Here is a 21,815-nt window from a genome sequence, read left to right on the forward strand (position 1 = left end):
AAAGCCGGCCGGCGCGAACGCCGACCGGCTTTTCCATGCCTGTTTCGAGTTAGCTGAGCAGCCGCCAGCGGCCGCTGCGGGCCACCAGCAGGGTCAGCGCCTGCGGCATCAGTCCGGAGTGGTTGTCCGGGGTGAGGCGGATCGGGCCGGAGAGGCCGTCGGTCTGCGAGGTCTCCAGCACGTCCCGGATGCGCTGGCGGTCGCCGCCCACCTTGGCGACCGCGTCGGCGATCAGGTCGACCGCGTCCGCCGCGAACGACGCGACACCCGAGTAGGTGCCGTACCGGGAGGTGTAGTCGCGGAACCACTGCTTGCGGGTGGCCTTCGCCGGCGTCGTCGCGATCACGTCGTCGATCGCCAGGATCTGGGTGAAGACCATCGTCGTCTTGTCGGTGGCGGCCCGGGCCGCCTGCGGCAGGAAGAGGTCGCCGGCGGCGGCCGCGTCGAAGTAGACCGCTCCGCCGTACGCGGCCGCCTTCGCGCTGGTGGCGGCCAGGGTGGCCTGGTCGCTGCCGGCCCAGACGACGAGCGCGTCCGGTGCGGCGTCGGTCAGCGTGCCGACGGTCTGGGTGATGTCGGTCGCGGTCGGCTTGACCGGCAGGGCCGCCGTCACGTTGATCCCGGCCTTCTTGAGCTCGGCGACCATCTTGGTCTTGCCGCCGCGGCCGTAGAGGTTGTCGGAGTAGAGCAGCGCGGCGGTCTTGGTCTTCTTGCGGATCAGCTCGGCGACCAGCGCGGCTGAGCTGTCGGTCGAGTTCGGGCCGAGCTTGAACACGTACCGCCGGCTCGCGATCGGGCTGGTGACCTCGTCGGCCGCGGCCAGCGCGATCGTCGGGAGCTTCTGGTCGTTGATCGTCTTGGCGGCGCCGACCACGCAGGCGTCGCAGGAGCCGGTGATCACGGCGGCGATCGACTTGTCCTGCGCGAACGTGCTGATGTTGCGCAGCGACAAGGTCGGGTCGGACCGGTTGTCCAGGATGCGCAGGACCAGGTTGCGCTCGCCGAGGACGCCGGACGCGTTCACCTGCTCGACCTTGAGCTGTAGCGCGCGGGTGTATGCGAAGTCGACCGTCGTGCCCGTGGCCAGGTCGGCGCCGATCACGATGTCGGTGGCTTCGCCGGATTCGGTGTCCGAGTCGCAGCCCGTGAGTGCGGTGACGGCGAGCGTCGCTGCGATCACGGACGCCGTCAGACGGCGGGGGAGCCTCACTGCGGGTGCCTCCTAAGGGGCGGAGCACGGTTTTGAACCATCCCGGCGAACGAAACGTTGTCCGGTGTGGACCGCGGGAACACGGACAGTCCGTCCGTCCAATCGCGCCAAACCTTGCCAACGTGAAGGTCCCTGGTCAAGCTGTGCCGAATATGGTGAGCGGGATAGCTTTCCCACATAGTGGTTGGAATCTTGATGCATCTGCGTCACTGCGCCAACACGGATAGTTATCACGATTACATTCGTGCACTTCAACGCCTACGCATTGTCGATTGTTGAACCGAATGGGTGATTGCCAGTGCCTTGTGAACGCTGTTTCCGGAACGTCTCAGGCTTCCCAAACGGTTGCCGGTTCTGATGAAATCGCGGCCGTGCCGCGTGTGGCACCAGCCCTGCCGCTTGATTCGGCTGGGCCCGGGAGACAGCACTCGGGCGGGCGCAGAGATGCGGGGATGACCAGCGAGGAGATGTCGTGAGCACCGGTTCTTCGGCCCAGGCTTCGACCTATCCCGCGGGCGCCGCCGAGTTACCTACGGGTAGCGGCGCGGGCGGCGGCCGGTCGAGCGGGTTCGGCACCCGGGAACGGCGTGGCCGCATCCCCCGGCTGCGGGACGCCAGGATCCGTTCCAAACTGGCACTGATTCTCTTCGTGCCGCTGCTGGCGGTCCTCGCGCTCGCCACCGTGCGCCTCGTCGACGTCGGTGGCCGGGCGCTCGACGCCCGCCAGGTGGAGCAACTCACCCGGCTCTCCACCGACGTATCCCGGCTCACCCAATACCTGCACAAGGAGCGGATGGCGGCGGCGCAGTACCTCGCCGTACCCGGCGCCGAGCGGGACGATTTCAACGCCGCGATCGAGCAGAGCGACGCCCAGATCCAGAAGTACACAGCGGACCGTCGCGAGCTCGACGAGCCGCCGGCCGCCGTGCAGGACCGGCTCGTCCGGATCGACGACCACCTGCAGACGATGGACGCGACCCGGACGAAGATCGCCGACCGCGACGAGATCGCGATCTCCGAGGCGGTGCTGCGCTACGGCGTCGTGATCACCGACCTGGTCGGCTACGGCGAGGTGCTGAGCCAGTACGCGGGCGAGGGCACCGTCGCCGACAGCCTGCGGGCCGTGTCCGCGTTCGCCCGGGCCAAGGCCGGCACCGCCGAGCAGGAGGCGGTCGCCTACGCGGCCCGCGCCTCCGGCGACCTCAGCGCCGAGCAGCTCTCCGTCTTCACCGCCACCCAGACCAGCCAGCAGGAGGCCCTCGAGGGCTTCGCCCTGGTCGCCACCCCCGCGCAGCAGTCGCTGGTGGACAACACGGTCACCGGCGACGCCGTCAACCTGGCCGACGGAATCGCCACCCAGCTCAACCGCTCCGCCCCGATCGATCCGTTGGAGATCACCCAGTCCTTCGGCGCGGTGGTCGACCTGATGCGCTGGGCCGAGCAGCGGCTCGAACAGCAGACCCTCGCCGAGGCCGCCGACGAGAGCGCCTCGGTCACCCGCCAGGCCGCGATCGAGACCAGCCTGGTCCTGCTCACCCTGATCCTCGCCGTCGCGCTCGCCGTGGTGCTGGCCCGCTCGCTCAACCAGTCGCTGCGCCGCCTGCGCGAGGGCGCGCTGGCGGTGGCCAACCGCGACCTGCCCGACGCGGTCGCCCGGCTGCGCGACGCCCGCAACCTGGGCGACGGCGGCGCCGAGGACATCGTCCGGCAGGTACGCGACCCGATCCGGCTCAACAACCGCGACGAGGTCGGTCAGGTGGCGCAGGCGTTCAACGTCGTGCACCGCGAGGCCGTGCGCATCGCGGCCGAGCAGGCCGCCCTGCGGACCAGCGTCTCGGCGATGTTCCTCAACCTGGCCCGCCGCTCGCAGAGCCTGGTCGACCGGATGATCGGCGAACTGGACCAGATCGAGCGCGGCGAGGAGGACCCGAAGCGGCTCGCCCAGCTCTTCGAGCTCGACCACCTCGCCACCCGGATGCGCCGCAACGACGAGAACCTGCTGGTTCTCGCCGGCGCCGACTCCAGCGCGCCGCGGCGCGAGGACGCCCTCGTCGTCGACGCGCTGCGCGCCGCGCAGTCCGAGGTGGAGCTCTACAACCGCATCGAGTTCGGCACCGTCGACACCGACATCTCGATCATGGCCGTCGCCGTGAACGATGTCGTGCGTCTCGTCGCCGAGCTGCTCGACAACGCCACCCGCTTCTCGCCGCCGAACACGGTGGTGGTCGCGGACGGCCGGCGCATCCGCGACTACGTCGTGATCCAGGTGGAGGACCGCGGCCTCGGCATGTCCGAGGAGCAGATGGACTCGCTGAACCGCCGGCTGGCCGAGACGCCCGACGTCGACGTCGCCGCGTTCCGCCTGATGGGCCTGGCCGTCGTCAGCCGCCTCGCCAGCCGGTACGGCATCCGGGTCGAGCTGCGGGCCAACATCGAGGGCGGCACCGTCGCCCAGGTGGTGCTCCCGAACCACATCGTCATCCTGCCGAACAGCCGGCCGGGCGACTCCTCGCGCGGCAACCGCCAGCTCGACACCCCGGCGAGCTGGAACGACCCGATGCCGCTCGGCCGGGGCAACGCCGCGACGGCGACCCTGCCGGCCGTCTCGGGAGAACCGTGGGGCCAGCGCTCCGGCGGCTTCCCCGCCATCACCGCGCCGCAGCATCCGCAACTCCCGGTCCCGCCCTCCCACCTGCCGGCTCGCGGCGACGACCTGCCGACCCCGGACCGCCCGGTGCTGCCCAAGCGCGGCGACGGGCAGCCCGGCGAGCGGCCGCCGCTGCCGGTCCGCGTGCCGCAGCCCGCGGATCCCGCGCCGGCGTACGGCGCCGGCTCGCCGACGATGGCCTTCCCGGCGATGAGCACCACCACCGTGCCGGACCGGCCGGCAACCAGCGTCGCGCCGGCGACGGGCTTCGTCACCCCCGACGGCGCCAAGATCCCGGCGCCGAGGCGCCCGTCGAGCCCCAACCCGAACGGCTGGGGAGCCGCACTCGCCTCCATGCCTCCGGCGCCGCCGCCCCCGGTACCCGCGCTGGCCGGCGAGTCCGGCGAGACCTCGCCGATCTTCCTCGAAATGCAGCAGAGCTGGTTCAAGGAGCACGACGGGCCGGTCTCCGGTGAGTGGAGCATGCCGACCGCGGGCTACGCGCCGCCGCCGAACCAGGCGCAGTCCCCAGCCGCGAGGCTGGCACCGGTCTCGGCACCCGCCGCGGCTCCGGCAGCCCCGGCTGCCCCGGCCGCTGCGGCCGCCCCGATCGCGCCGCCGGCGCCCGCGGCACCACCGGTCTCCAAGCCACAGAACGCAGGGCACAATGGTTCGCGGTCGGCGGACGCCGGCCCGGACAACGGTGCGCAGACGGTGCCCCGGCCACGCAGGTCGGCCGAGGAAGCCTGGCGCACCGCCGCCGACGATGGATGGCAGCGGGCGATGGCGGCGGCGGAACCCGTCGTCAACGACACCACCCGCTCCGGACTACCCAAGCGGGTTCCACAGGCCCAGCTCGTCCCCGGTGGCGTGCAGGACAGCCCGCGCAACCAGAACCGTCGCAGCCCGGATGAGGTGCGCGGCCTGCTTTCCGCGTACCACCGAGGTGTGCAACGCGGGCGTACGGCCGGCAGTGAAGAAACAGCTGTCGTGGACGCCCCCGCTCCGAAGGAGAACAGAAAGTGACCAGGCCCCCCACCATGCAGGACATGGGCTGGCTGCTCAGCAACTTCGCCGACAGCGTGGCAGGCATCGCGCACGTCGTCGCGGTCTCGGCGGACGGCCTGCTGCTGGCCTCGTCCCGGGACCTACCGGCCGACCGCGCCGATCAGCTCGCCGCGATCACGTCGGGCGTCGTCAGCCTCACTGACGGCGCCTCGCGCATGTTCAACGCCGGCGAGGTGCAGCAGACCATTATCGAAATGGACAGTGGGTACCTCTTCCTGATGTCCATCAGCGACGGGTCGTCGATGGCGGTGCTCGCGGCGCGCAGCTGCGACGTGGGCCAGGTCGGCTACGAAATGGCTCTGCTGGTCGAGCGGGTCGGTGCCGCCCTGGTGCCCGCACCCCGCGAGGCCGTTGCGCACCAGGTCTGACCTGGAGCGATATCCGCGCCAGAAGCCGTTGAACGCCGGAAGGAGGTGACCGCACGATGGGAGAACCGCATGATCCGCGGGGCAATCTGGTCCGTCCATATGCGGTCACCCGGGGCCGGACGGAGCCGAGGCGCGAAATTCCCATCGAGGCGGTCCTGGTCGCCAGCCCGCCCGCCGTTCAGGAGGCCCGGTTCGCCGGGCATGACAAATACCGCATCGCCGTGCTGTGCGAGCGTGCGCAGTCGCTGGCCGAAATCGCGGCCTATAGCCGGCTCGCGCTGGGTGTTGCCCGAGTTCTTGTCGCCGACATGGTCGCCGACGGGTTGTTGACGCTGCACAGTGCCGCTCCCAAACAAGGCTTCACGGAGCGGATGGATCTGCTGGAAAGGGTGTTGAGTGGACTTCGCAAGCTCTGAGCGGGCGGGGGCGCAACCCAAGGAGATCACCTCCGCGAAGATCGTCGTAGCCGGTGGTTTCGGCGTAGGCAAGACGACGCTCGTCGGCGCGGTCTCCGAGATCGAGCCGCTGACCACCGAGGCCGTCATGACCTCTGCTGGTCAGGGCATCGATGATGCGTCCAAGGTGCCCGGCAAGGAGACCACAACGGTCGCCATGGACTTCGGCCGCATCACGATGGCCGAGGACCTGATCCTGTACCTCTTCGGCACGCCCGGCCAGACCCGGTTCTGGTTCATGTGGGACGAGCTGATCAGGGGTGCGGTCGGTGCGGCCGTGCTGGTGGACACCCGGCGCATCGCCGACGCCTTCGCGCCGCTCGACTACTTCGAGAACCGGCACCTGCCGTACCTGGTGGCGCTGAACTGCTTCGACGGCGCTCCCCGGTACGAACCGGAGGAGGTCCGCGAGGCCCTGGCCATCGCGCCGCACGTCCCGCTGATCATGTGCGACGCGCGGCACCGGGACTCGGTGAAGACGGTGCTGGTCGGGGTGGTCGAGCACGCCATGGCGACGCTCGTGGCCGAGCAGGGCAGGGGATTCCCGGCGACCGTCGGCTGATCCTTTGCCCGGGCCCGGGCTTCTCTGCCGACGGCGGGCTCGTCAAGCGGGCAGTCGGTAGCCGCGTTTGACGACGGTCTGGATCACGCCCGGCGTGCCCAGGCCGGCCCGGAGCCGGGCCACCGCCATCTCCACCGCGTGCTCGTCGGCGCCCCGGGGCAGGGCCCGGAGCAGGGCCGCCCGGGACAGCACCCGTCCCGGCATCGCGGCCAGCGCCCGCAGGACCGCCATCGGGGCCGGGGCCAGCGGCCTCAGGTCCCCGTCCACGATCGCCGCGTGGCCGCGCAGAACCAGGGTGTGGCCCGCCACCTCGAGCCTTATCGCCCGTTTGGGCAGTTCGTCGATGATTGTCCGGACCAGTGCGCTCAGCCGGGCCCGAGCCGGCGTCACCACCGGGATGTCGTGTCGGCGCAGCGGCGCCGCCGTCACCGGGCCGACGCAGGCCGACAGCACGTCACCACGGAGGGCGTCCAGCAGCAGGTCCGTGCTTGGCCCGGCCGCGCTCAGCAGGGCGGAGACCGCCGGGGCCGAGGTGAACGTCACGGCGTCCACCAGGCGACCCGCGACCAGGTCCACGAGGCGGTGCAGCGGCGCCGGGTCCAGCGGGGCCGCCCACCGGTACACCGGGACCTCGATCACCCGGGCCTTCGCGGCCTCCAGCGCCTCGGTGCACTCCGGCTGGCTCTCGCCGTGCAGCTGCATCGCCACCGTCAGGCCGGCGATGCCGCGGGCCGCGAGGTGCTCGACCACTTCCTCATAGCTCTCGCCCTCCGGCGACCACTGCTCGTGCAGGCCGGCCGACCTCGTCGCCGCGCGGGCCTTCGGGCCCCTCGCCACCAGGTAGGCCCGGGAGAGCACCGCCCGCAACGGCTCCGCCAGGCCCCAGCCCTCCGCGGCCTCCAGCCAGCCGCGCATGCCGATACCCGTGTTGACCAGCACGACGTCCGGGGGCGTCTCCAGGCAGGCCCGGGTCGCCGCACGCAGCACGGCGTCGTCGGCGATCGGGACTATGCGCAGCGCCGGTGCGATGACCACGCGCGCGCCGCGGCCCTCCAACAGGCCCGCCAGCTCGTCGCGGCGGCGGTCGGATGTCACGCCGATCGTGTATCCGGACAACGAGGCCGTCGGCGCCGTCAGCGCCGATGCCGTGATCACGGTTCTTCGCGGTCTCCCGGTCCGGTCCGTCATCCGGGGATCCGCCCTCCACGCACCCTCGTGCGGGGAGGGCCTTCGAGAAGCCGCGGCGTGTCCGGCCGGTCCACCGAAGGGCACGCTCGGAGATCGCCGTCCTCAGCGTCGACCCGCTCCCATGTCACGCTTACGTTCTCCGCCGTACCTCCGGCCGGCGCACGCCGCGGCCCTCTGCCGAGCCGCAGTACCGGCTCGGCGTACACCGCCAGGTCCGTCCTCAACCCTGGCGGTGGCTCGTGGGTGATGCGCCTGAAGGCACTGCCGGGCCGGAGCCCTGGCCGCGTCGTCGCGGTGACCGCACCACTCGCCATGTCGGAAGCGTGCCGGGGGGTAATTTCGGACTCGGGTCCCGTATGTTTCGAACCTGCTAAGAGGCATTCACGTACGCTGGGTACCACCGTGGGTGGGATCACGCAGCCCCGTGTCGGCGCGCCGCGGGGCACCGCCTAAACTGGGGGCGCTACGTTATCCGGTCCCGTCTGCACGGCGGGCCCACCGCCCGTTTTGACCGCGCGCCGCGCAGGCGGGTATTGTTGCCTGCTGTTGTGCGACAGCTGCGAGCGTACCCGTTCGGGGTATGTTTGATGTTCGTGCTTCTTGCGACCAGCGCGCGCCCCCAGACCGACGACGAGACAAGGTAATTCTGTGCGTACGTACAGCCCGAAGCCGGGTGAGATCGAGCGTCAGTGGCACATCATCGACGCCTCCGACGTCGTTCTGGGCCGGCTCGCCACCCACACCGCCACCCTCCTGCGGGGTAAGCACAAGCCCACGTTCGCCCCGCACGTCGACACCGGCGACTTCGTGGTGATCATCAACGCGGGCAAGGTCGCGCTGACCGGCAACAAGCGGCAGACCAAGGTCGCGTACCGGCACTCCGGATACCCGGGCGGCCTCAAGAAGGTCGGCTACGAGGAGCTGCTGAGCAAGCGCCCCGAGCACGCGGTGGAGCTGGCCGTCAAGGGCATGCTCCCGCACAACAAGCTCGCCCGTCAGATCCTCAAGAAGCTGAAGGTCTACCCGGGCGCCGAGCACCCGCACGCCGCGCAGCAGCCGGTGCCGTTCGAAATCAAGCAGATCGCGCAGTGAGCGCGGGCGAAGGAAACAGCATGACCGACATCGTCGAGCCCGAGGTCGTCGAGACCGTCGAGGAGCCGGCCGCCGAGGCCCCCGCCGAGACTGTTGTGGTCGTCGAGGCGCCGGCGCCTGCCGTTCGCGCCCCGCGCCCGGGTGACCGTCCGATCCAGACCGTCGGCCGCCGCAAGGAGGCCATCGTCCGGGTGCGCCTCGTGCCCGGCACCGGCAAGATCACCTGCAACGGTCGCGACCTGGACGCCTACTTCCCGAGCAAGGTGCACCAGCAGCTCATCCGCGAGCCGCTGAGCACCGCCGAGAAGGCCGAGCAGTTCGACGTGATCGCGAACCTGCGCGGCGGCGGCATCACCGGCCAGGCCGGCGCCCTGCGCCTCGGCATCGCCCGCGCGCTCATCACGAACGACCCGGACGACCGCCCCGCCCTGAAGAAGGCCGGCTTCCTGACCCGTGACTCCCGGGTCAAGGAGAGCAAGAAGTACGGTCTCAAGAAGGCCCGCAAGGCGCCGCAGTACTCGAAGCGCTGATCGCAGCGCTCGTCTTGCACCGCGTCTGACAGACGGCCGGGTGCGCTCCCTCGCTTGGGGGCGTGCCCGGCCGTCCGCGTTTTCCCTCCTCTCAACAATCTGCATCGGTCCACCCCTTCACGAGTGAGGGCAGGCGGCCGGCGAAAGGAACGACCGCCATGGGGCGACTCTTCGGCACGGACGGCGTACGCGGGCTCGCGAACGGTGACCTCCTCACTCCGGAACTGGCCCTGGCGGTCGCCGTCGCGGCCGCCCGGGTGCTCATCGAGAGCGACGCCAGCCACCAGCCGCTCGCGATCGTCGGGCGTGACCCCCGGGCCAGCGGCGAGATGCTCGAGGCCGCGGTCGTCGCGGGTCTGACCAGCGCCGGCGCGAACGTCGTCCGGGTCGGCGTGCTGCCGACGCCCGCGGTCGCCTTCCTCGTCGGCCAGACCGGCGCCGACCTCGGCGTGATGCTGTCCGCCTCGCACAACCCCATGCCGGACAACGGCATCAAGCTCTTCGCCCCCGGCGGCCAGAAGCTCCCCGACGAGCTCGAAGCCAAGATCGAGGCGGCCATCGAGGACGGGCACGGCCTCGTCGGACGCCCGACCGGCGCCGGCGTCGGCCGCGTGCACGACCTGCTCGACGGCGCCGAGCACTACATCAAGCACCTGGTCGAGTCGACGCCGCACAGCCTGGCCGGGATCAAGGTCGTGGTCGACTGCGCGAACGGCGCGGCCAGCGAGGCCGGCCCGACCGCGTACGCCGAGGCGGGCGCCGAGGTCATCGCGATCCACGCGGAGCCCGACGGCCTCAACATCAACGACAACTGCGGCTCGACCCACCTCGAAGCGGTCCGCGAGGCCGTCCTGGCCAACGGCGCCGACCTGGGCCTGGCACACGACGGCGACGCCGACCGCTGCCTCGCCGTCACTGCGGCGGGCGACGTGGTCGACGGCGACCAGCTCATGGCGATCCTGGCGCTGGCCATGCGCGACGCCGGCACCCTGACCGACAACACCCTGGTCGCGACCGTGATGAGCAACCTCGGCCTGCGGCTGGCGATGAAGCAGGCCGGCATCCGCCTGCTGGAGACCAAGGTCGGCGACCGGTACGTGCTGGAGGAGCTCACCGCCGGCGACTACGCCCTCGGCGGCGAACAGAGCGGCCACATCGTGATGCCCGCCTTCGCGACGACGGGCGACGGCGTACTCACCGGCCTGCACCTGATGGCGACGATCGCGTCGAGCGGCAAGTCGCTGGCCGACCTGGCGGCGGTGGTGCACAAGCTGCCGCAGGTGCTGATCAACGTGCCGGTCAAGGACCGCCAGGCGGGCGCGTCGGCGCCTACCGTGCAGGCGGCCGTGGCGCTGGCGGAGAACGAGCTCGGGGAGAGCGGCCGGGTGCTGCTGCGCCCGTCCGGCACCGAGCACCTGGTCCGGGTGATGGTCGAGGCCGGCACGGAGGAGCAGGCACGAACCATCGCGGAGCGCGTAGCCGACGAGGTCCGGTCCGCAAGCCCGGCCTGACCACGGACCGCAAGCCCGGCCTGACCACGGACCGCAAGCCCGGCCTGACCACGGACCGCAAGCCCGGCCTGACCACGGACCGCAAGCCCGGCCTGACCTGAGGGGCAGGGCCGGCCCGCTTCCGGAGCGGGCGGCGGGCTTGGCCTTGTGCGGTGAGGCTGCTGCTTTCCGGCGCCGGGAGGGAAGTTCCCCGCGCCCTGCAGGCGGAGGTGAGGTGGCATGGCCCTTGCGTCGGCGGGAGGGCGTTAGGCCAGGGTGCGGAGGCGCTTTGCCGCCTCGTCGATGACGTCCTCGCGCTTGCAGAAGGCGAAGCGGATCAGGCGGCGGCCCTGCTCCTGGTGGTCGTAGAAGACCTGGGTCGGCACGGCCACCACGCCGCACCGCGCGGGCAGCTCCCGGCAGAAGTCGACGCCGTCCGTGCCGCCCAGCGGGGTGATGTCGGCGGTCACAAAGTAGGTGCCCGCGGACGGCAGCACCGTGAACCCGGCATCGGCCAGACCGGCCACCAGCCGATCCCGCCGGGCCTGCAGGCCGGCGCGGAAGCCTTCGAAGTACGAGTCCGGCAGCGCCAGCGCGACGGCGACCGCCGGCTGCAACGGTCCCGCGTTCACGAACGTCAGGAACTGTTTCACCCGCAGCACCGCGGACACCAGCGGAGCGGGGCCGGTCGCCCAGCCGACCTTCCAGCCGGTGCAGGAGAAGGTCTTGCCCGCGGACGAGATCCGCAGGGTGCGCTCCAGCATGCCCGGCAGCCCGGCGAGCGGGATGTGCGGCGCGGGCGAGTCGGTGAAGACCAGGTGCTCGTAGACCTCGTCGGTCACGGCGTACACATCGTGCTCCCGGCAGAGCCGCGCGATCAGCGCGAGCTCGTCGGCCGTGAACACCTTGCCGGTGGGGTTGTGCGGGGTGTTCAGCAGCACCAGGCGGGTGCGGGGGCCGAAGGCCGCGCGCAGCTCGCCCTCGTCGAAGCCGTAGCCGCCGTCCGGGCCCGGCCGCAGCGTCACAGGCCGGCGGACCGCGCCGGCCAGGGCGATCGAGGCCGCGTACGAGTCGTAGTACGGCTCGAAGCACACGACCTCATCCCCGGGCTCGCACAGCCCGAGGATGCTCGCGGCGATCGCCTCGGTGGCACCGGCGGTGACCGCCACCTCGGTGTCCGGGTCGCGGCTCAACCCCCAGAACCGCTGCTCGTGCGCGACGATGGCGGCCCGCAGCGCCGGGATGCCGGGCAGCGGCGGGTACTGGTTCGCCCCGGAGCGGAGCGCCTCGGCGGCCGCGGCCAGCATCTCCGGCGGACCGTCGGTGTCCGGGAAGCCCTGCCCCAGGTTCACCGAGCCGGTCCGCGCGGCGAGCGCGGACATCTCGGTGAAGATGGTGGTGCCGAACGGGCGCATGCGGCCGACGAGTGGATCGGCCGGGGTCGACGTCGTCACGCCCGCCAGCCTACGGCCACCGGCCCGGAAGCGCGTCCGGCCGCGATCGTCAGAGGATGACGAGCGCGTCCGGCCGCGATCGTCAGAGGATGACGAGCGCGTCCGGCCGCGATCGTCAGAGGATGACCTTTGTGCAGGAGGTCGTGATGAAGGTGCCGGTGCTCGTCTTCGAGGCGACCTCCTCGCCGTCGACCTTCGCGCTGCAGGTCAGCTCGCCCTCCGACGTGCTGCCGCGGACGGCGACCACCGAGACGAGCGCCGATCCCTGCATGGTCAGCGTCTTGCGCCAGGGCAGGGAGGCGTTGCGCACCCGCTGGGGTTCGCCGCCGAGCTTCTCCAGGTAGACGATCTCGACCGGGCCGTCGCCGGTGACCTCGTACTCCACCTCGATCTTCCGGTCCTGATTCAGGCCCGGAATGTTCGGCAGGTCGGTCGGTACGGCGGTCGGCAGATCGGTAGGCAGATCCGTCGGAAGGTCGGTGGGCAGGTCCGTGGGCAACTGGGTGGGCAGGGACTCGAGGGTCTCCTCGGCCTTCTGCTTCGCGTTGTTGTACAGCAGCACCACCGAGGTCACGCCGCCCGCGCAGAGCAGCATGGTCACCGCAATCAGGACCGCTACCAGCGGGAGATTGCTGCGCTTCGGCGGCGGTGGCGGTGCGCCGTATCCCGGCGGCGGACCGTATCCGGGCGGCGGGCCGTACGCCGGCGGGCCGTACCCGGGCGGCGGCATCTGGTCGGGCGGCGGTTGATACGCCGGCGGCGAAAACTGCCCCGGTTGCGCGGGGAACTGCGAGGTCGGCGGGTAGCCGTCCGGAGGCCCGCTGGCCTGCTGGCCCGCGCTCGGCAGCTGGGCGTACCCGGGCTGGAACGTCGGCGCGGGAGGCCGAGGCGGCTGGTACGGCTCGGTCGCGAGGGGGTCGCCCGACGGTGACGACCACGGCTGACCGGACACGGGTTCGTCCCCCGGGTACTGGCGTGTCGGGTCCGAAGGCGGTGGGTAACTCAATCGTCTCTCCAGAGCAGGCGTCGGCCCGACGGTACGCCCTCGGCGCCAGAACCGGATCACCCAGTCGTGTCACTCGCCGCCCTGACCTGGCCACAGAGTGACCTCCGTTGGGCCGAACGGCCCTTTCGATCACGTACGATGCGCGAAAGTATGCCTCTTGCGCAGAAGCCATGAGCGGAAGTCCGCTACGCTGCCCCTCATGTGTGGGATCGTGGGTTACGTCGGCAGTCGGCCGGCTCTGCAAATCGTCCTCGACGGGCTCCGCCGGCTGGAGTACCGCGGTTATGACTCCGCTGGTATCGCGGTCATCGACGGCTCCGTCATCCTGACCGAGAAAAAGGCCGGCAAGCTGGCGAACTTGGAAAAGGCGCTGGCGGAACGGGCGAGTGACGGCATCACCGTCGGCTCGACGGCCATCGGTCACACCCGCTGGGCGACACACGGCGGACCCACCGACCGCAACGCGCACCCGCACCTGTCGGCGGACGGCCGGGTCGCGGTGATTCACAACGGCATCATCGAGAACTTCTCCCGCCTGCGCGCCGAGCTGGAGGCGACTGGCGTCGAGTTCGTCAGCGACACCGACACCGAGTGCGCCGCCCACCTGCTCGCCGCCGAGATGCGCTTCCTGCGCGAGTCGGGTGCCGAGGAGGGGCCGCAGCTGCTGGCCGAGGGCATGCGTCGCACCGTGCGCCGCCTGGAGGGTGCCTTCACTCTGCTCGCCGTCGACGCCGCCGTGCCCGACGCCGTCGTCGCCGCCCGGCGCAACTCGCCGCTGGTCGTCGGCCGGGGCAAGGGCGAGAACTTCCTCGCCAGCGACGTCTCCGCCTTCATCGAGCACACCCGCGAGGCCGTCGAGCTCGGTCAGGACCAGGTCGTTCTGATCACCCCGGAGGCCATCGAGATCACCGACTTCGACGGTGCGCCGGCCACCGGCAAGGAGTTCCACATCGACTGGGACGCCTCCGCCGCGGAGAAGGGCGGCTACGACTACTTCATGCTCAAGGAGATCGCCGAGCAGCCGCAGGCGATCGCGGACACCCTGCTCGGCCGCCTCTCCGAGCGCGGCGAGATCGTGCTCGACGAGGTCCGCCTCACCGACCAGGACCTGCGCGACGTCGACAAGGTCTTCATCGTGGCCTGCGGCACCTCGTACCACGCCGGGATGGTCGCCAAGTACGCGATCGAGCACTGGGTGCGCATCCCGTGCGAGGTGGAGCTGGCCAGCGAGTTCCGATACCGCGACCCGATCCTGGACCGCTCGACCCTGATGATCGTGATCAGCCAGTCCGGCGAGACCATGGACACCCTCATGGCCCTGCGGCACGCCAAGGAGCAGAAGGCCCGGGTCCTCGCCATCTGCAACACCAACGGGTCCACCATCCCGCGCGAGTCGGACGCCGTGCTCTACACGCACGGCGGCCCCGAGATCGCGGTGGCCTCCACCAAGGCGTTCGTCACCCAGCTGGTCGCCTGCTACCTGATCGGCCTGCACCTCGCCCAGATCCGCGGCGTCATGTACGCCGACGAGGTCGCCGCCGTGGTGGAGCGGCTGCAGCGCACCCCGGACGACCTGCGCGAACTGCTCGCCGGCATGGAGGACGTCCGCGCCCTGGCGCGCGATCTGAGCAACGCGTCGACGCTGCTGTTCATCGGCCGGCACGTCGGCTTCCCGGTGGCGCTCGAGGGCGCGCTGAAGCTCAAGGAACTCGCCTACATGCACGCCGAGGGCTTCGCGGCCGGCGAGCTGAAGCACGGACCGATCGCCCTGATCGACGAGGGCACGCCGGTCGTCTGCGTGGTGCCCTCGCCAGCCGGCCGCGGCGTCCTGCGGGACAAGGTCGTCTCCAACATCCAGGAGGTACGCGCCCGCGGCGCCCGCACCATCGTGATCGCCGAGGAGGGCGACGAGAGTGTCCGCGCCTTCGCCGACCACCTGATCCAGGTTCCGCGCACGCCGACTCTGCTCGCGCCCCTGATGACCACCGTGCCGCTGCAGATCCTCGCCTGCGAGATCGCGGCCGCCCGTGGTCACGACGTCGACCAGCCGCGAAACCTGGCGAAGTCCGTCACCGTGGAGTGACATCACCCCTCCCTTTCGGTACGTCGGTCGGCGACTCGCTGCCAGCGTCCCGGTGACCCAGGTGCCCGGCATCCGGCCGGCCTGCAAAGGCCTGGCCGGAACGCTGGCGCGTCTGGGTAGGCGCGCGATGGCCTGGCCGGAACGCTGGCGCGTCTGGGTAGGCGCGCGATGGCCTGGCCGGAACGCTGGCGCGTCTGGGTAGGCGCGCGATGGCCTGGCTGGAACGCTGGCGCGTCTGGGTAGGCCCGCGATGGCGTGGGTTCCGGCTGTGGGTTCGCCTGGGTGGGCTCGGCTGGCTGGGCCTGTGATGGCGTGGGTCCCTGGCTGTGGCTGGGCTCGTTGGAACCGTGATGACAGGGTTCGGGATGTCGGGGCGCCTGGCTGGTGCAGACGGCATACAAAGTGGTTCCTCCTGCTCGGTAAAGCTGGAACCACGCTCCTTGGCGCGGCCTGGCTGAGGTCCTCGGCCGGGCCCTCGGACGCGCCGCGAGCGAACCGAACACTCGTGGGGAGTCGGCGGGCCGTAAACCGCCCGGCGGCATGTGTAATCCGCCGTCGGGTCCACGCCGCCGCCCAGCGCGCCCATGACCGGACCGTCGGTGGGCGGGCGGCCGCGGGGAACGGGCCACCGTCCGGGTGCGGCCTGCCGCTGTGTCGACCCTCGAGCTCGGACGTCATCGGCAACCTCCCGGTGGAAGCGGTTCGGCCGCCGACGTTAGGGCAAATCAGCGGCGCCGGGGCCGCCCCTGTGGACAGCGGTCCGGGCGTGCGACGGTTGTCCACAGGCGTGGCGCACGACTGATCGGGACAGCGGCCGGGCCGATAGGGTTGGCCTGTGATCGTGTCTGTCGGGATCGACGTCGTGCTGGTCGATCGATTCGCCAAGGCGCTGGAGCGCACCCCGTTGCTCGCCGACCGCCTGTTCACCGATTCGGAGCGCATGACCTCGTCCGGCAACCCGCGATCACCGGAGTCGCTCGCCGGGCGGTTCGCGGCCAAGGAGGCCGTGGCAAAGGCGTTGGGCGCGCCGGCCGGGCTGCGCTGGCACGACTGCGAGGTCGTCACGGATCCCGATGGGCGGCCATGGCTGACCGTCTCCGGTACGGTCGCGGCGGTGGCGGCGGAACGGGGCGTCAGCAGGTGGCACCTGTCGCTGTCGCACGACGGCGGCATCGCCTCGGCAATGGTCGTCGCGGAGGCCTGAGTTCCCAGGGGGTTACTGCATGCGGCAGGCGTGGCGGGTGGCGGACGTACGTGCGGCGGAGAAGGCGCTGATGGCGACCCTGCCGGCGGGCACGCTCATGCAGCGCGCCGCGGCCGGGTTGGCCCGGCGGTGCGCGCTGCTGCTGGGTGAGTCCGGCGGGGTTTACGGCGCGACCGTGGTGCTGCTGGTCGGCAGCGGAGACAACGGCGGCGACACGCTCTACGCCGGCGCCACGCTGGCGGCGCGCGGCGCGGGCGTCAGGGCGATCCTGCTGCGACCCGACCGGGTGCATCTCGCCGGACTAGCCGCGTTCCGCCGCGCGGGTGGCGTCACCGTCGGTGACCTGCCGGCCCGGGTGGACCTGGTCGTCGACGGCATCGTCGGCATCGGCGCGAGCGGCGGCCTCCGGGAGCCGGCGGTCGCGCTGGTCAGACGCCTTCCGGGGCTGCGCGGGCGGGGCGGCGCCCGGCCGCCGGTGGTCGCCGTCGACGTGCCGAGCGGGGTCGCGGTCGACACCGGTGACGTGCCCGGCGACGCCGTACACGCCGACGTCACCGTCACCTTCGGCTGCCTGAAGCCCGCGCACGTCGTCGGTGCTGCGGCGGCCCTGGCGGGCCACGTCGAGCTGATCGACATCGGCCTGAGCGAGACGCTGCACGGTGACCCGGCGGTGCGGGTGCCCGACGCTTCCGACATCGCCGGCTGGTGGCCCCGGGCCGACGCCGGCTCGGACAAATACAGCCGGGGCGTCGTCGGCGTCGCCACCGGTTCGGCGACCTACCCGGGCGCGGCCGTGCTCTCGGTCGCGGGCGCCCTGGCCGGCCCCACCGGCATGGTCCGCTACGCGGGCAGCGCCGATCGCGACGTGGTGCACCTGCATCCGTCCGTGGTGGTCGCGCCGCGGGTCGCCGACGCGGGCCGGGTGCAGGCCTGGGTGTGCGGCTCCGGGCTGGGCACCGACGACGGCGCTCGCACCGAGTTGCGCAGCGTCCTGGCCACCTCCCTGCCGGTGCTGCTCGACGCGGACGCCCTCACCCTGCTCGTGGGCGGCCAGCACGCCAACGACCTGCGCCGGGACGCTCCGCTGGTGATCACTCCGCACGACGGCGAGTTCGCGCGGCTGGCGGGCGAGCGGCCGGGCGCGGACCGGATCGGCGCGGCCTGCCGGCTGGCGGCCTGGATCAACGCCGTGGTGCTGCTCAAGGGCGACCGGACGATCGTGGCGACCCCGTCGGGGGAGGCGTGGGCCAACCCGACCGGGAGCCCCGCGCTGGCCACCGCGGGCAGCGGTGACGTGCTCGCGGGCCTGCTCGGCTCGCTGCTGGCCGCCGGCGTTCCGCCGGAGCGGGCGGCGATCATGGCCGCTTATGTGCACGGCCTCGCCGGGCGCCGCGCCGAGCGGGACGGCCCGGTGACGTCGCCGGATGTGGCCGCCGCGTTGCGCCCCGTGCTCGCTGAGCTGCTGTGACGCGGTTATGTCGTACCGATCAGTAGGCTGGTGAGCATGTGGCAGGCCGAGGTCCGGGTAGATCTGGACGCCATCCGGGACAACGTTGCGACGCTGCGCGCCGGCACCACCGCGGAGGTCATGGCGGTGGTCAAGGCGGACGGCTATGGGCACGGCATGTTGCCGTCCGCCCGGGCGGCGCTGGCCGGCGGCGCGACCTGGCTGGGGGTCGCCACCCTCGACGAGGCGCTGACCCTGCGCCGGGCGGGCATCACGGCGCCGGTGCTGGCCTGGCTGCTCGCACCGGGCCTGCCCCTGCACGACGGCGTCGCGGCCGACGTCGACCTCAACGCGGGGAGTCTGGACCAGCTCGGCGAGCTGGTCACGGCCGCACGCCGGGTCGGCCGCACGGCCCGGGTGCACCTCAAGATCGACACCGGCCTGGCGCGCGGCGGCGCCACCCCGGCGGATTGGCCCGCGCTGCTCGAGGCGGCGGCCAAGGCGCAGGCCGGCGGCGAGGTCGAGGTGGTCGGCATCTGGAGCCACTTCGTGTACGCGGACGCGCCCGGCCACGAGACCGTCGATCACCAACTGGCCGTCTTCGCTGAGGGGCTGGCCACCGCCGAGCAGTTCGGCATCGAGCCGCGCTACCGGCACATCGCGAACTCGGCGGCGACCCTGACCCGCCCGGACGCGCACTACGACCTGGTACGCCCGGGCATCGCGGTATACGGCCTGTCGCCGTTGCCCGCCGAGCACGAGACCGGGTTGCGCCCGGCGATGACGGCCCGGGCCCGGGTGGCCCTCACCAAGCGCGTCCCGGCCGGTCAGGGCGTCTCTTATGGGCACGCCTACTACACGGCCTGCGAGACGACGCTGGCGCTGGTGCCGCTGGGCTACGGCGACGGCGTGCCCCGCCACGCCTCCAACGTCGGCCCGGTGTGGCTGGGCGGGCGCACGCGGACGATCGCGGGGCGGGTCTGCATGGACCAGATCGTCCTCGACTGCGGCGACGACCCGGTCGCGCCCGGTGACGTGGCGACGCTGTTCGGGCCGGGCGACAACGGCATGCCGACGGCCACCGACTGGGCCGACGCGATCGGCACCATCAACTACGAGATCGTGACGCGCTTCGGCGGCTCCCGGGTCGCCCGCGTCTACGACGGCACGGCTGGCATCCCCACCCCAGACCCCACGGGAACGGATCCTGCGGTTTCGGGTCCTGCGGTTTCGGGTCCTGCGGTTTCGGGTCCTGCGGTTTCGGGTCCTGCGGTTTCAGGTGCTGCGGTTTCAGGTGCTGCAGTTTCGGGCGCTGCGGTTTCAGGCGCTGCGGTTTCGGGTCCTGCGGTTTCGGGCGCCGCGGTTTCGGGCGCTGCGGTTTCGAGTCCTGCGATCTTGGGCACCGCGGATTCGGGCTCTGTGGGTTTGGGTGTTGTGGGTTTGGGTGCTGCGGGTTCTCGCTCTGTGGGTTCGGGTCGCATGGATCAGGATTCCGCTGAGTCGGGTGGCATGGATCGGGGTGCCTTGGTTCGCGATCCCGGGGCTCCGGGTGTCGTGGCCTCGGCTGAGGAGGTTGCATGAGTCCGGCGAGGAAGTCCGCCCGGTCCGGTCCGCGGCGGCGGGCCAAGAAGGTCGGGATCGTCGGCGCGGCCGTCGGTGTCGCCGCGGCCGGCCTGGCGACGGCTTTCGCCGTCGAGCGCGCTCTGGTTCGCAAGTCGCTCAACGCGCCTGGTGATCCCCATGCCGACGTGGAGTTCGGCGATCAGCCGTTCGACTCCGAGCTGACCGTGACCGCCGCCGATGGCACCGATCTGCACGTCGAGATCGTCGAGCCGACCGCGCCTACCGGCAAGCCCACCATCGTCTTCGTGCACGGGTTCGCCCTGGACATGGGCACGTTCTTCTTCCAGCGGCAGGTGCTCGCCGAGCAGGGCGACTATCGGCTCGTCTTCTACGACCAGCCGGGGCACGGGCGGTCCAGCCGGCTCAAGTCCGGCGATTACGACATCGCCGCGCTGGGCAAGTCGCTGGCGGCGGTTCTCGACGCGACCGTCCCGGATGGACACATTATCCTGGTCGGGCACTCGATGGGCGGCATGACGATCATGGCGTTCGCCGAGCAGTTCCCGGAGTGGTTCGGCGAGCGGGTGACGGGCGTCGTGCTGATTTCCACGTCCGCCGGGCTGATCGACAAGTCCAAGCTCGGGCTGACCACGCTGGTCGCCCGGGTCAGCGCGCCGTTCTTCCCGCTGTGGGGTGGCGCGGCCCGGATCGGCGGCGGCACCATCGACCGGGCCCGGGTGGCCTCCTCCGACCTGGCCTGGCTGCTGACCCGTCGGTACGGCTTCGGCGACGCCCGGCCCAGCCCGTCGCTGGTCACCTTCGTGGAACAGATGAACTCCAAGACCCCGGTGGAGACCCTCACCAAGTACCTGCAGACGCTCTACACGCACAACCGCTTCCCGGCGCTGTCCACCCTCAGCGGCGTGCCCGTGCTGGTGCTGGTCGGCACGAAGGACTATCTGACCCCGGTGACGCACTCGGAGGAGATCCTGCGACACCTGCCGAAGGCCGAGCTGGTGAAGATCGACAACAGCGGGCACGTCGTCATGCTCGAGAAGGCCGACGAGGTCAACGCCGCGCTGTTCCCGTTCCTGAAGAAGATCTCTTGACCGGCACCGGACTCCGGCTGGCCACTGTCGACGACACCCAGGCGTTCGGCCGGCGACTCGCCGCCGTGCTGCGGCCCGGTGACCTGGTGCTGCTGACCGGGCCGCTGGGCGCCGGGAAGACCGCGCTGGTGCAGGGGATCGGCGCGGGGCTGGGCGTGCTCGGCGCCATCACCTCGCCGACCTTTGTCATCGCACGGGTGCACCGCCCCGACCCGGCGCTCGGTGGGGCGCTGCCGTTGGTACACGCCGACGCGTACCGGTTGGGCGATGCCGCCGATCCGCGGGCCGAGATCGACGATCTTGATCTGGATGCTTCCGCGGAGCAGTCGGTGACGGTGGTCGAGTGGGGCACGGGCCTGGTCGAGCAGCTCAACGACGAATACCTGGCCGTCCGGATCGGACGGCTCGACGACGACACCCGGGTCATCGACCTCGTTCCCCATGGCGGCGACTGGGCCGCCCGACTGGAGAAGATGTGAACCTGCCTGACCTGCTCCCGGACGCCTGGCGCGCGGAGCTGACGCCGCTGCTCGACGCGGACGCCACCGCTTCGCTGAGCGCGTTCGTGGAAGAGCAGTACCGGACGCACACCGTGTATCCGCCGATCGAGGACCTGTTCGCCGCCTATCGGCTGTGCCCGCCCGAGCAGACCCGGGTGCTGATCCTCGGGCAGGATCCGTACCACGGGCCGGGGCAGGCGCACGGGCTCAGCTTCAGCGTCCGCGAGGGGGTGCGGATCCCGCCGTCACTGCGCAACGTCTTCAAGGAGCTTGCCGAGGACGTGGGCGTGCCGCCGGCGACCAGCGGCGACCTGACCGGCTGGGCCCGGCAGGGTGTGCTGCTGCTCAACGCGGTCCTGACGGTCCGGGCGGCCGCCGCGGCGTCGCACGCCAACAAGGGCTGGGAGGCGTTCACGGACGCGACGATCCAGGCGCTGAACGCCCGCGACGAGCGCGTGGTGTTCCTGCTCTGGGGCGGCTACGCACGCAAGAAGGCGGCCCTGGTCACGAACCCGGCGCACGTCGTCCTGGAGGCCGGCCACCCGAGCCCGCTGAACCCGAAGGGCTTCCGCGGCTCCCGCCCGTTCAGCTCGGCCAACAAGGCGCTCGCCGACGCGGGCCGCCCCCTCGTGGTCTGGGATCCCCGCCCGGACGCGTAGCTGCACCCCCGCTGAACCGACGCGCCGGCGCCAAGGCTCCCCGACGGCCTGCCGCTGACGAAGGCAGCCAGGGCCGGGTGCTGCGGGCCGGGTGCTGCGGGCCGGGTGCTGCGGGCCGGGTGCTGCGGGCCGGGTGCTGCGGGCCGGGTGCTGCGGGCCGGGTGCTGCGGGCCGGGTGCT

At 71.6% G+C, this 21,815-nt stretch carries 17 protein-coding genes and 1 pseudogene; 14 read left to right on the forward strand and 4 right to left on the reverse strand.

Features of this window, described 5'->3' with window-relative positions; translation table 11 throughout:
* Positions 1–49 precede the first annotated feature (49 nt).
* Complete coding sequence (locus tag ACIBSW_RS28050) at positions 50–1,210, reverse strand: ABC transporter substrate-binding protein (RefSeq protein ID WP_354724948.1); 1,161 nt, start codon at positions 1,208–1,210, stop codon at positions 50–52.
* A 472-nt stretch (positions 1,211–1,682) separates the two neighbouring features.
* Between ACIBSW_RS28050 and ACIBSW_RS28055 the strand changes: the two genes are divergently transcribed.
* Genes ACIBSW_RS28055 through ACIBSW_RS28070 form a run of 4 tightly spaced genes read left to right on the forward strand, consistent with a single transcriptional unit; the run spans position 1,683 to position 6,310 of the window.
* Positions 1,683–4,883: a nitrate- and nitrite sensing domain-containing protein gene (locus tag ACIBSW_RS28055; RefSeq protein ID WP_404799473.1), complete on the forward strand. Its 3,201-nt coding sequence runs from the start codon at positions 1,683–1,685 to the stop codon at positions 4,881–4,883.
* The gene (locus tag ACIBSW_RS28060) at positions 4,880–5,293 is read left to right on the forward strand and encodes a roadblock/LC7 domain-containing protein (RefSeq protein ID WP_184997610.1); all 414 of its coding nucleotides are present in this window, start codon (positions 4,880–4,882) and stop codon (positions 5,291–5,293) included. Before ACIBSW_RS28055 ends, ACIBSW_RS28060 begins: the two co-directional genes overlap by 4 nt.
* A gap of 56 nt (positions 5,294–5,349) precedes the next feature.
* A complete protein-coding gene (locus ACIBSW_RS28065) occupies positions 5,350–5,709 on the forward strand; it encodes a DUF742 domain-containing protein (RefSeq protein WP_354724946.1) in 360 nt (119 codons plus the stop codon).
* Complete coding sequence (locus ACIBSW_RS28070; protein WP_354724944.1) at positions 5,690–6,310, forward strand: ATP/GTP-binding protein; 621 nt, start codon at positions 5,690–5,692, stop codon at positions 6,308–6,310. Before ACIBSW_RS28065 ends, ACIBSW_RS28070 begins: the two co-directional genes overlap by 20 nt.
* A 42-nt stretch (positions 6,311–6,352) precedes the next feature.
* On the opposite strand, the gene ACIBSW_RS28075 is transcribed toward ACIBSW_RS28070, so the two are convergent.
* Complete coding sequence (locus tag ACIBSW_RS28075; RefSeq protein WP_404799474.1) at positions 6,353–7,465, reverse strand: uroporphyrinogen-III synthase; 1,113 nt, start codon at positions 7,463–7,465, stop codon at positions 6,353–6,355.
* A 681-nt stretch (positions 7,466–8,146) separates the two neighbouring features.
* Here ACIBSW_RS28075 and rplM point away from each other — a divergent pair.
* From rplM to glmM, 3 genes are all read left to right on the forward strand, one after another.
* The gene (gene rplM, locus ACIBSW_RS28080) at positions 8,147–8,590 is read left to right on the forward strand and encodes a 50S ribosomal protein L13 (RefSeq protein WP_184997606.1); all 444 of its coding nucleotides are present in this window, start codon (positions 8,147–8,149) and stop codon (positions 8,588–8,590) included.
* A 20-nt stretch (positions 8,591–8,610) separates the two neighbouring features.
* Positions 8,611–9,120 carry a 30S ribosomal protein S9 gene (gene rpsI / locus ACIBSW_RS28085; protein ID WP_354724940.1) on the forward strand — a complete coding sequence of 170 codons (510 nt, stop codon included), beginning with the start codon at positions 8,611–8,613 and terminating at the stop codon, positions 9,118–9,120.
* A 158-nt stretch (positions 9,121–9,278) separates the two neighbouring features.
* The gene (gene glmM, locus ACIBSW_RS28090) at positions 9,279–10,631 is read left to right on the forward strand and encodes a phosphoglucosamine mutase (protein ID WP_354724938.1); all 1,353 of its coding nucleotides are present in this window, start codon (positions 9,279–9,281) and stop codon (positions 10,629–10,631) included.
* Between the two features lie 245 nt (positions 10,632–10,876).
* On the opposite strand, the gene ACIBSW_RS28095 is transcribed toward glmM, so the two are convergent.
* Both ACIBSW_RS28095 and ACIBSW_RS28100 read right to left on the reverse strand, forming a co-directional pair.
* Entirely contained in the window at positions 10,877–12,064 is a 1,188-nt protein-coding gene (locus ACIBSW_RS28095) for a pyridoxal phosphate-dependent aminotransferase (protein WP_404799475.1), read from the reverse strand.
* 115 nt (positions 12,065–12,179) lie between these two features.
* Positions 12,180–13,016, reverse strand: coding sequence for an MmpS family transport accessory protein (locus ACIBSW_RS28100; protein ID WP_354729845.1), 837 nt, complete (start codon positions 13,014–13,016; stop codon positions 12,180–12,182).
* Positions 13,017–13,269: 253 nt separating this feature from the next.
* Here ACIBSW_RS28100 and glmS point away from each other — a divergent pair, with 253 nt between their 5' ends.
* The 7 genes and pseudogenes from glmS to ACIBSW_RS28135 all read left to right on the forward strand — a co-directional run bounded on the left by glmS (position 13,270) and on the right by ACIBSW_RS28135 (position 21,635).
* Positions 13,270–15,153: a glutamine--fructose-6-phosphate transaminase (isomerizing) gene (glmS, locus tag ACIBSW_RS28105; RefSeq protein WP_354729843.1), complete on the forward strand. Its 1,884-nt coding sequence runs from the start codon at positions 13,270–13,272 to the stop codon at positions 15,151–15,153.
* 835 nt (positions 15,154–15,988) lie between these two features.
* On the forward strand, positions 15,989–16,357 hold the full coding sequence (locus ACIBSW_RS28110) for a holo-ACP synthase (RefSeq protein ID WP_354729841.1): 369 nt from the start codon (positions 15,989–15,991) through the stop codon (positions 16,355–16,357).
* A 19-nt stretch (positions 16,358–16,376) separates the two neighbouring features.
* Complete coding sequence (locus ACIBSW_RS28115) at positions 16,377–17,825, forward strand: NAD(P)H-hydrate dehydratase (RefSeq protein WP_354729839.1); 1,449 nt, start codon at positions 16,377–16,379, stop codon at positions 17,823–17,825.
* 36 nt (positions 17,826–17,861) lie between these two features.
* Positions 17,862–18,971, forward strand: a pseudogene (alr, locus tag ACIBSW_RS28120) (alanine racemase); the annotation flags it as partial.
* Between the two features lie 410 nt (positions 18,972–19,381).
* Positions 19,382–20,476, forward strand: a complete 1,095-nt coding sequence (locus ACIBSW_RS28125; protein ID WP_354729837.1) for an alpha/beta hydrolase — start codon at positions 19,382–19,384, stop codon at positions 20,474–20,476.
* Entirely contained in the window at positions 20,473–20,955 is a 483-nt protein-coding gene (gene tsaE, locus ACIBSW_RS28130) for a tRNA (adenosine(37)-N6)-threonylcarbamoyltransferase complex ATPase subunit type 1 TsaE (protein WP_354729835.1), read from the forward strand. The genes ACIBSW_RS28125 and tsaE overlap by 4 nt, the downstream gene beginning before the upstream one ends.
* Complete coding sequence (locus ACIBSW_RS28135) at positions 20,952–21,635, forward strand: uracil-DNA glycosylase (protein ID WP_354729833.1); 684 nt, start codon at positions 20,952–20,954, stop codon at positions 21,633–21,635. The genes tsaE and ACIBSW_RS28135 overlap by 4 nt, the downstream gene beginning before the upstream one ends.
* Positions 21,636–21,815 lie beyond the last annotated feature (180 nt).

Source organism: Actinoplanes sp. NPDC049668 (genome assembly GCF_044465445.1).
Classification (GTDB): Bacteria; Actinomycetota; Actinomycetes; order Mycobacteriales; family Micromonosporaceae; genus Actinoplanes.

Bases quoted from the DNA above. Each gene is read 5' to 3' on its own strand.
- rpsI (WP_354724940.1), top strand. From the start codon at position 8,611: ATGACCGACATCGTCGAGCCCGAGGTCGTCGAGACCGTCGAGGAGCCG.
- glmM (WP_354724938.1), top strand. From the start codon at position 9,279: ATGGGGCGACTCTTCGGCACGGACGGCGTACGCGGGCTCGCGAACGGT.
- ACIBSW_RS28125 (WP_354729837.1), top strand. From the start codon at position 19,382: ATGAGTCCGGCGAGGAAGTCCGCCCGGTCCGGTCCGCGGCGGCGGGCC.
- ACIBSW_RS28065 (WP_354724946.1), top strand. From the start codon at position 5,350: ATGGGAGAACCGCATGATCCGCGGGGCAATCTGGTCCGTCCATATGCG.
- ACIBSW_RS28115 (WP_354729839.1), top strand. From the start codon at position 16,377: ATGCGGCAGGCGTGGCGGGTGGCGGACGTACGTGCGGCGGAGAAGGCG.
- glmS (WP_354729843.1), top strand. From the start codon at position 13,270: ATGTGTGGGATCGTGGGTTACGTCGGCAGTCGGCCGGCTCTGCAAATC.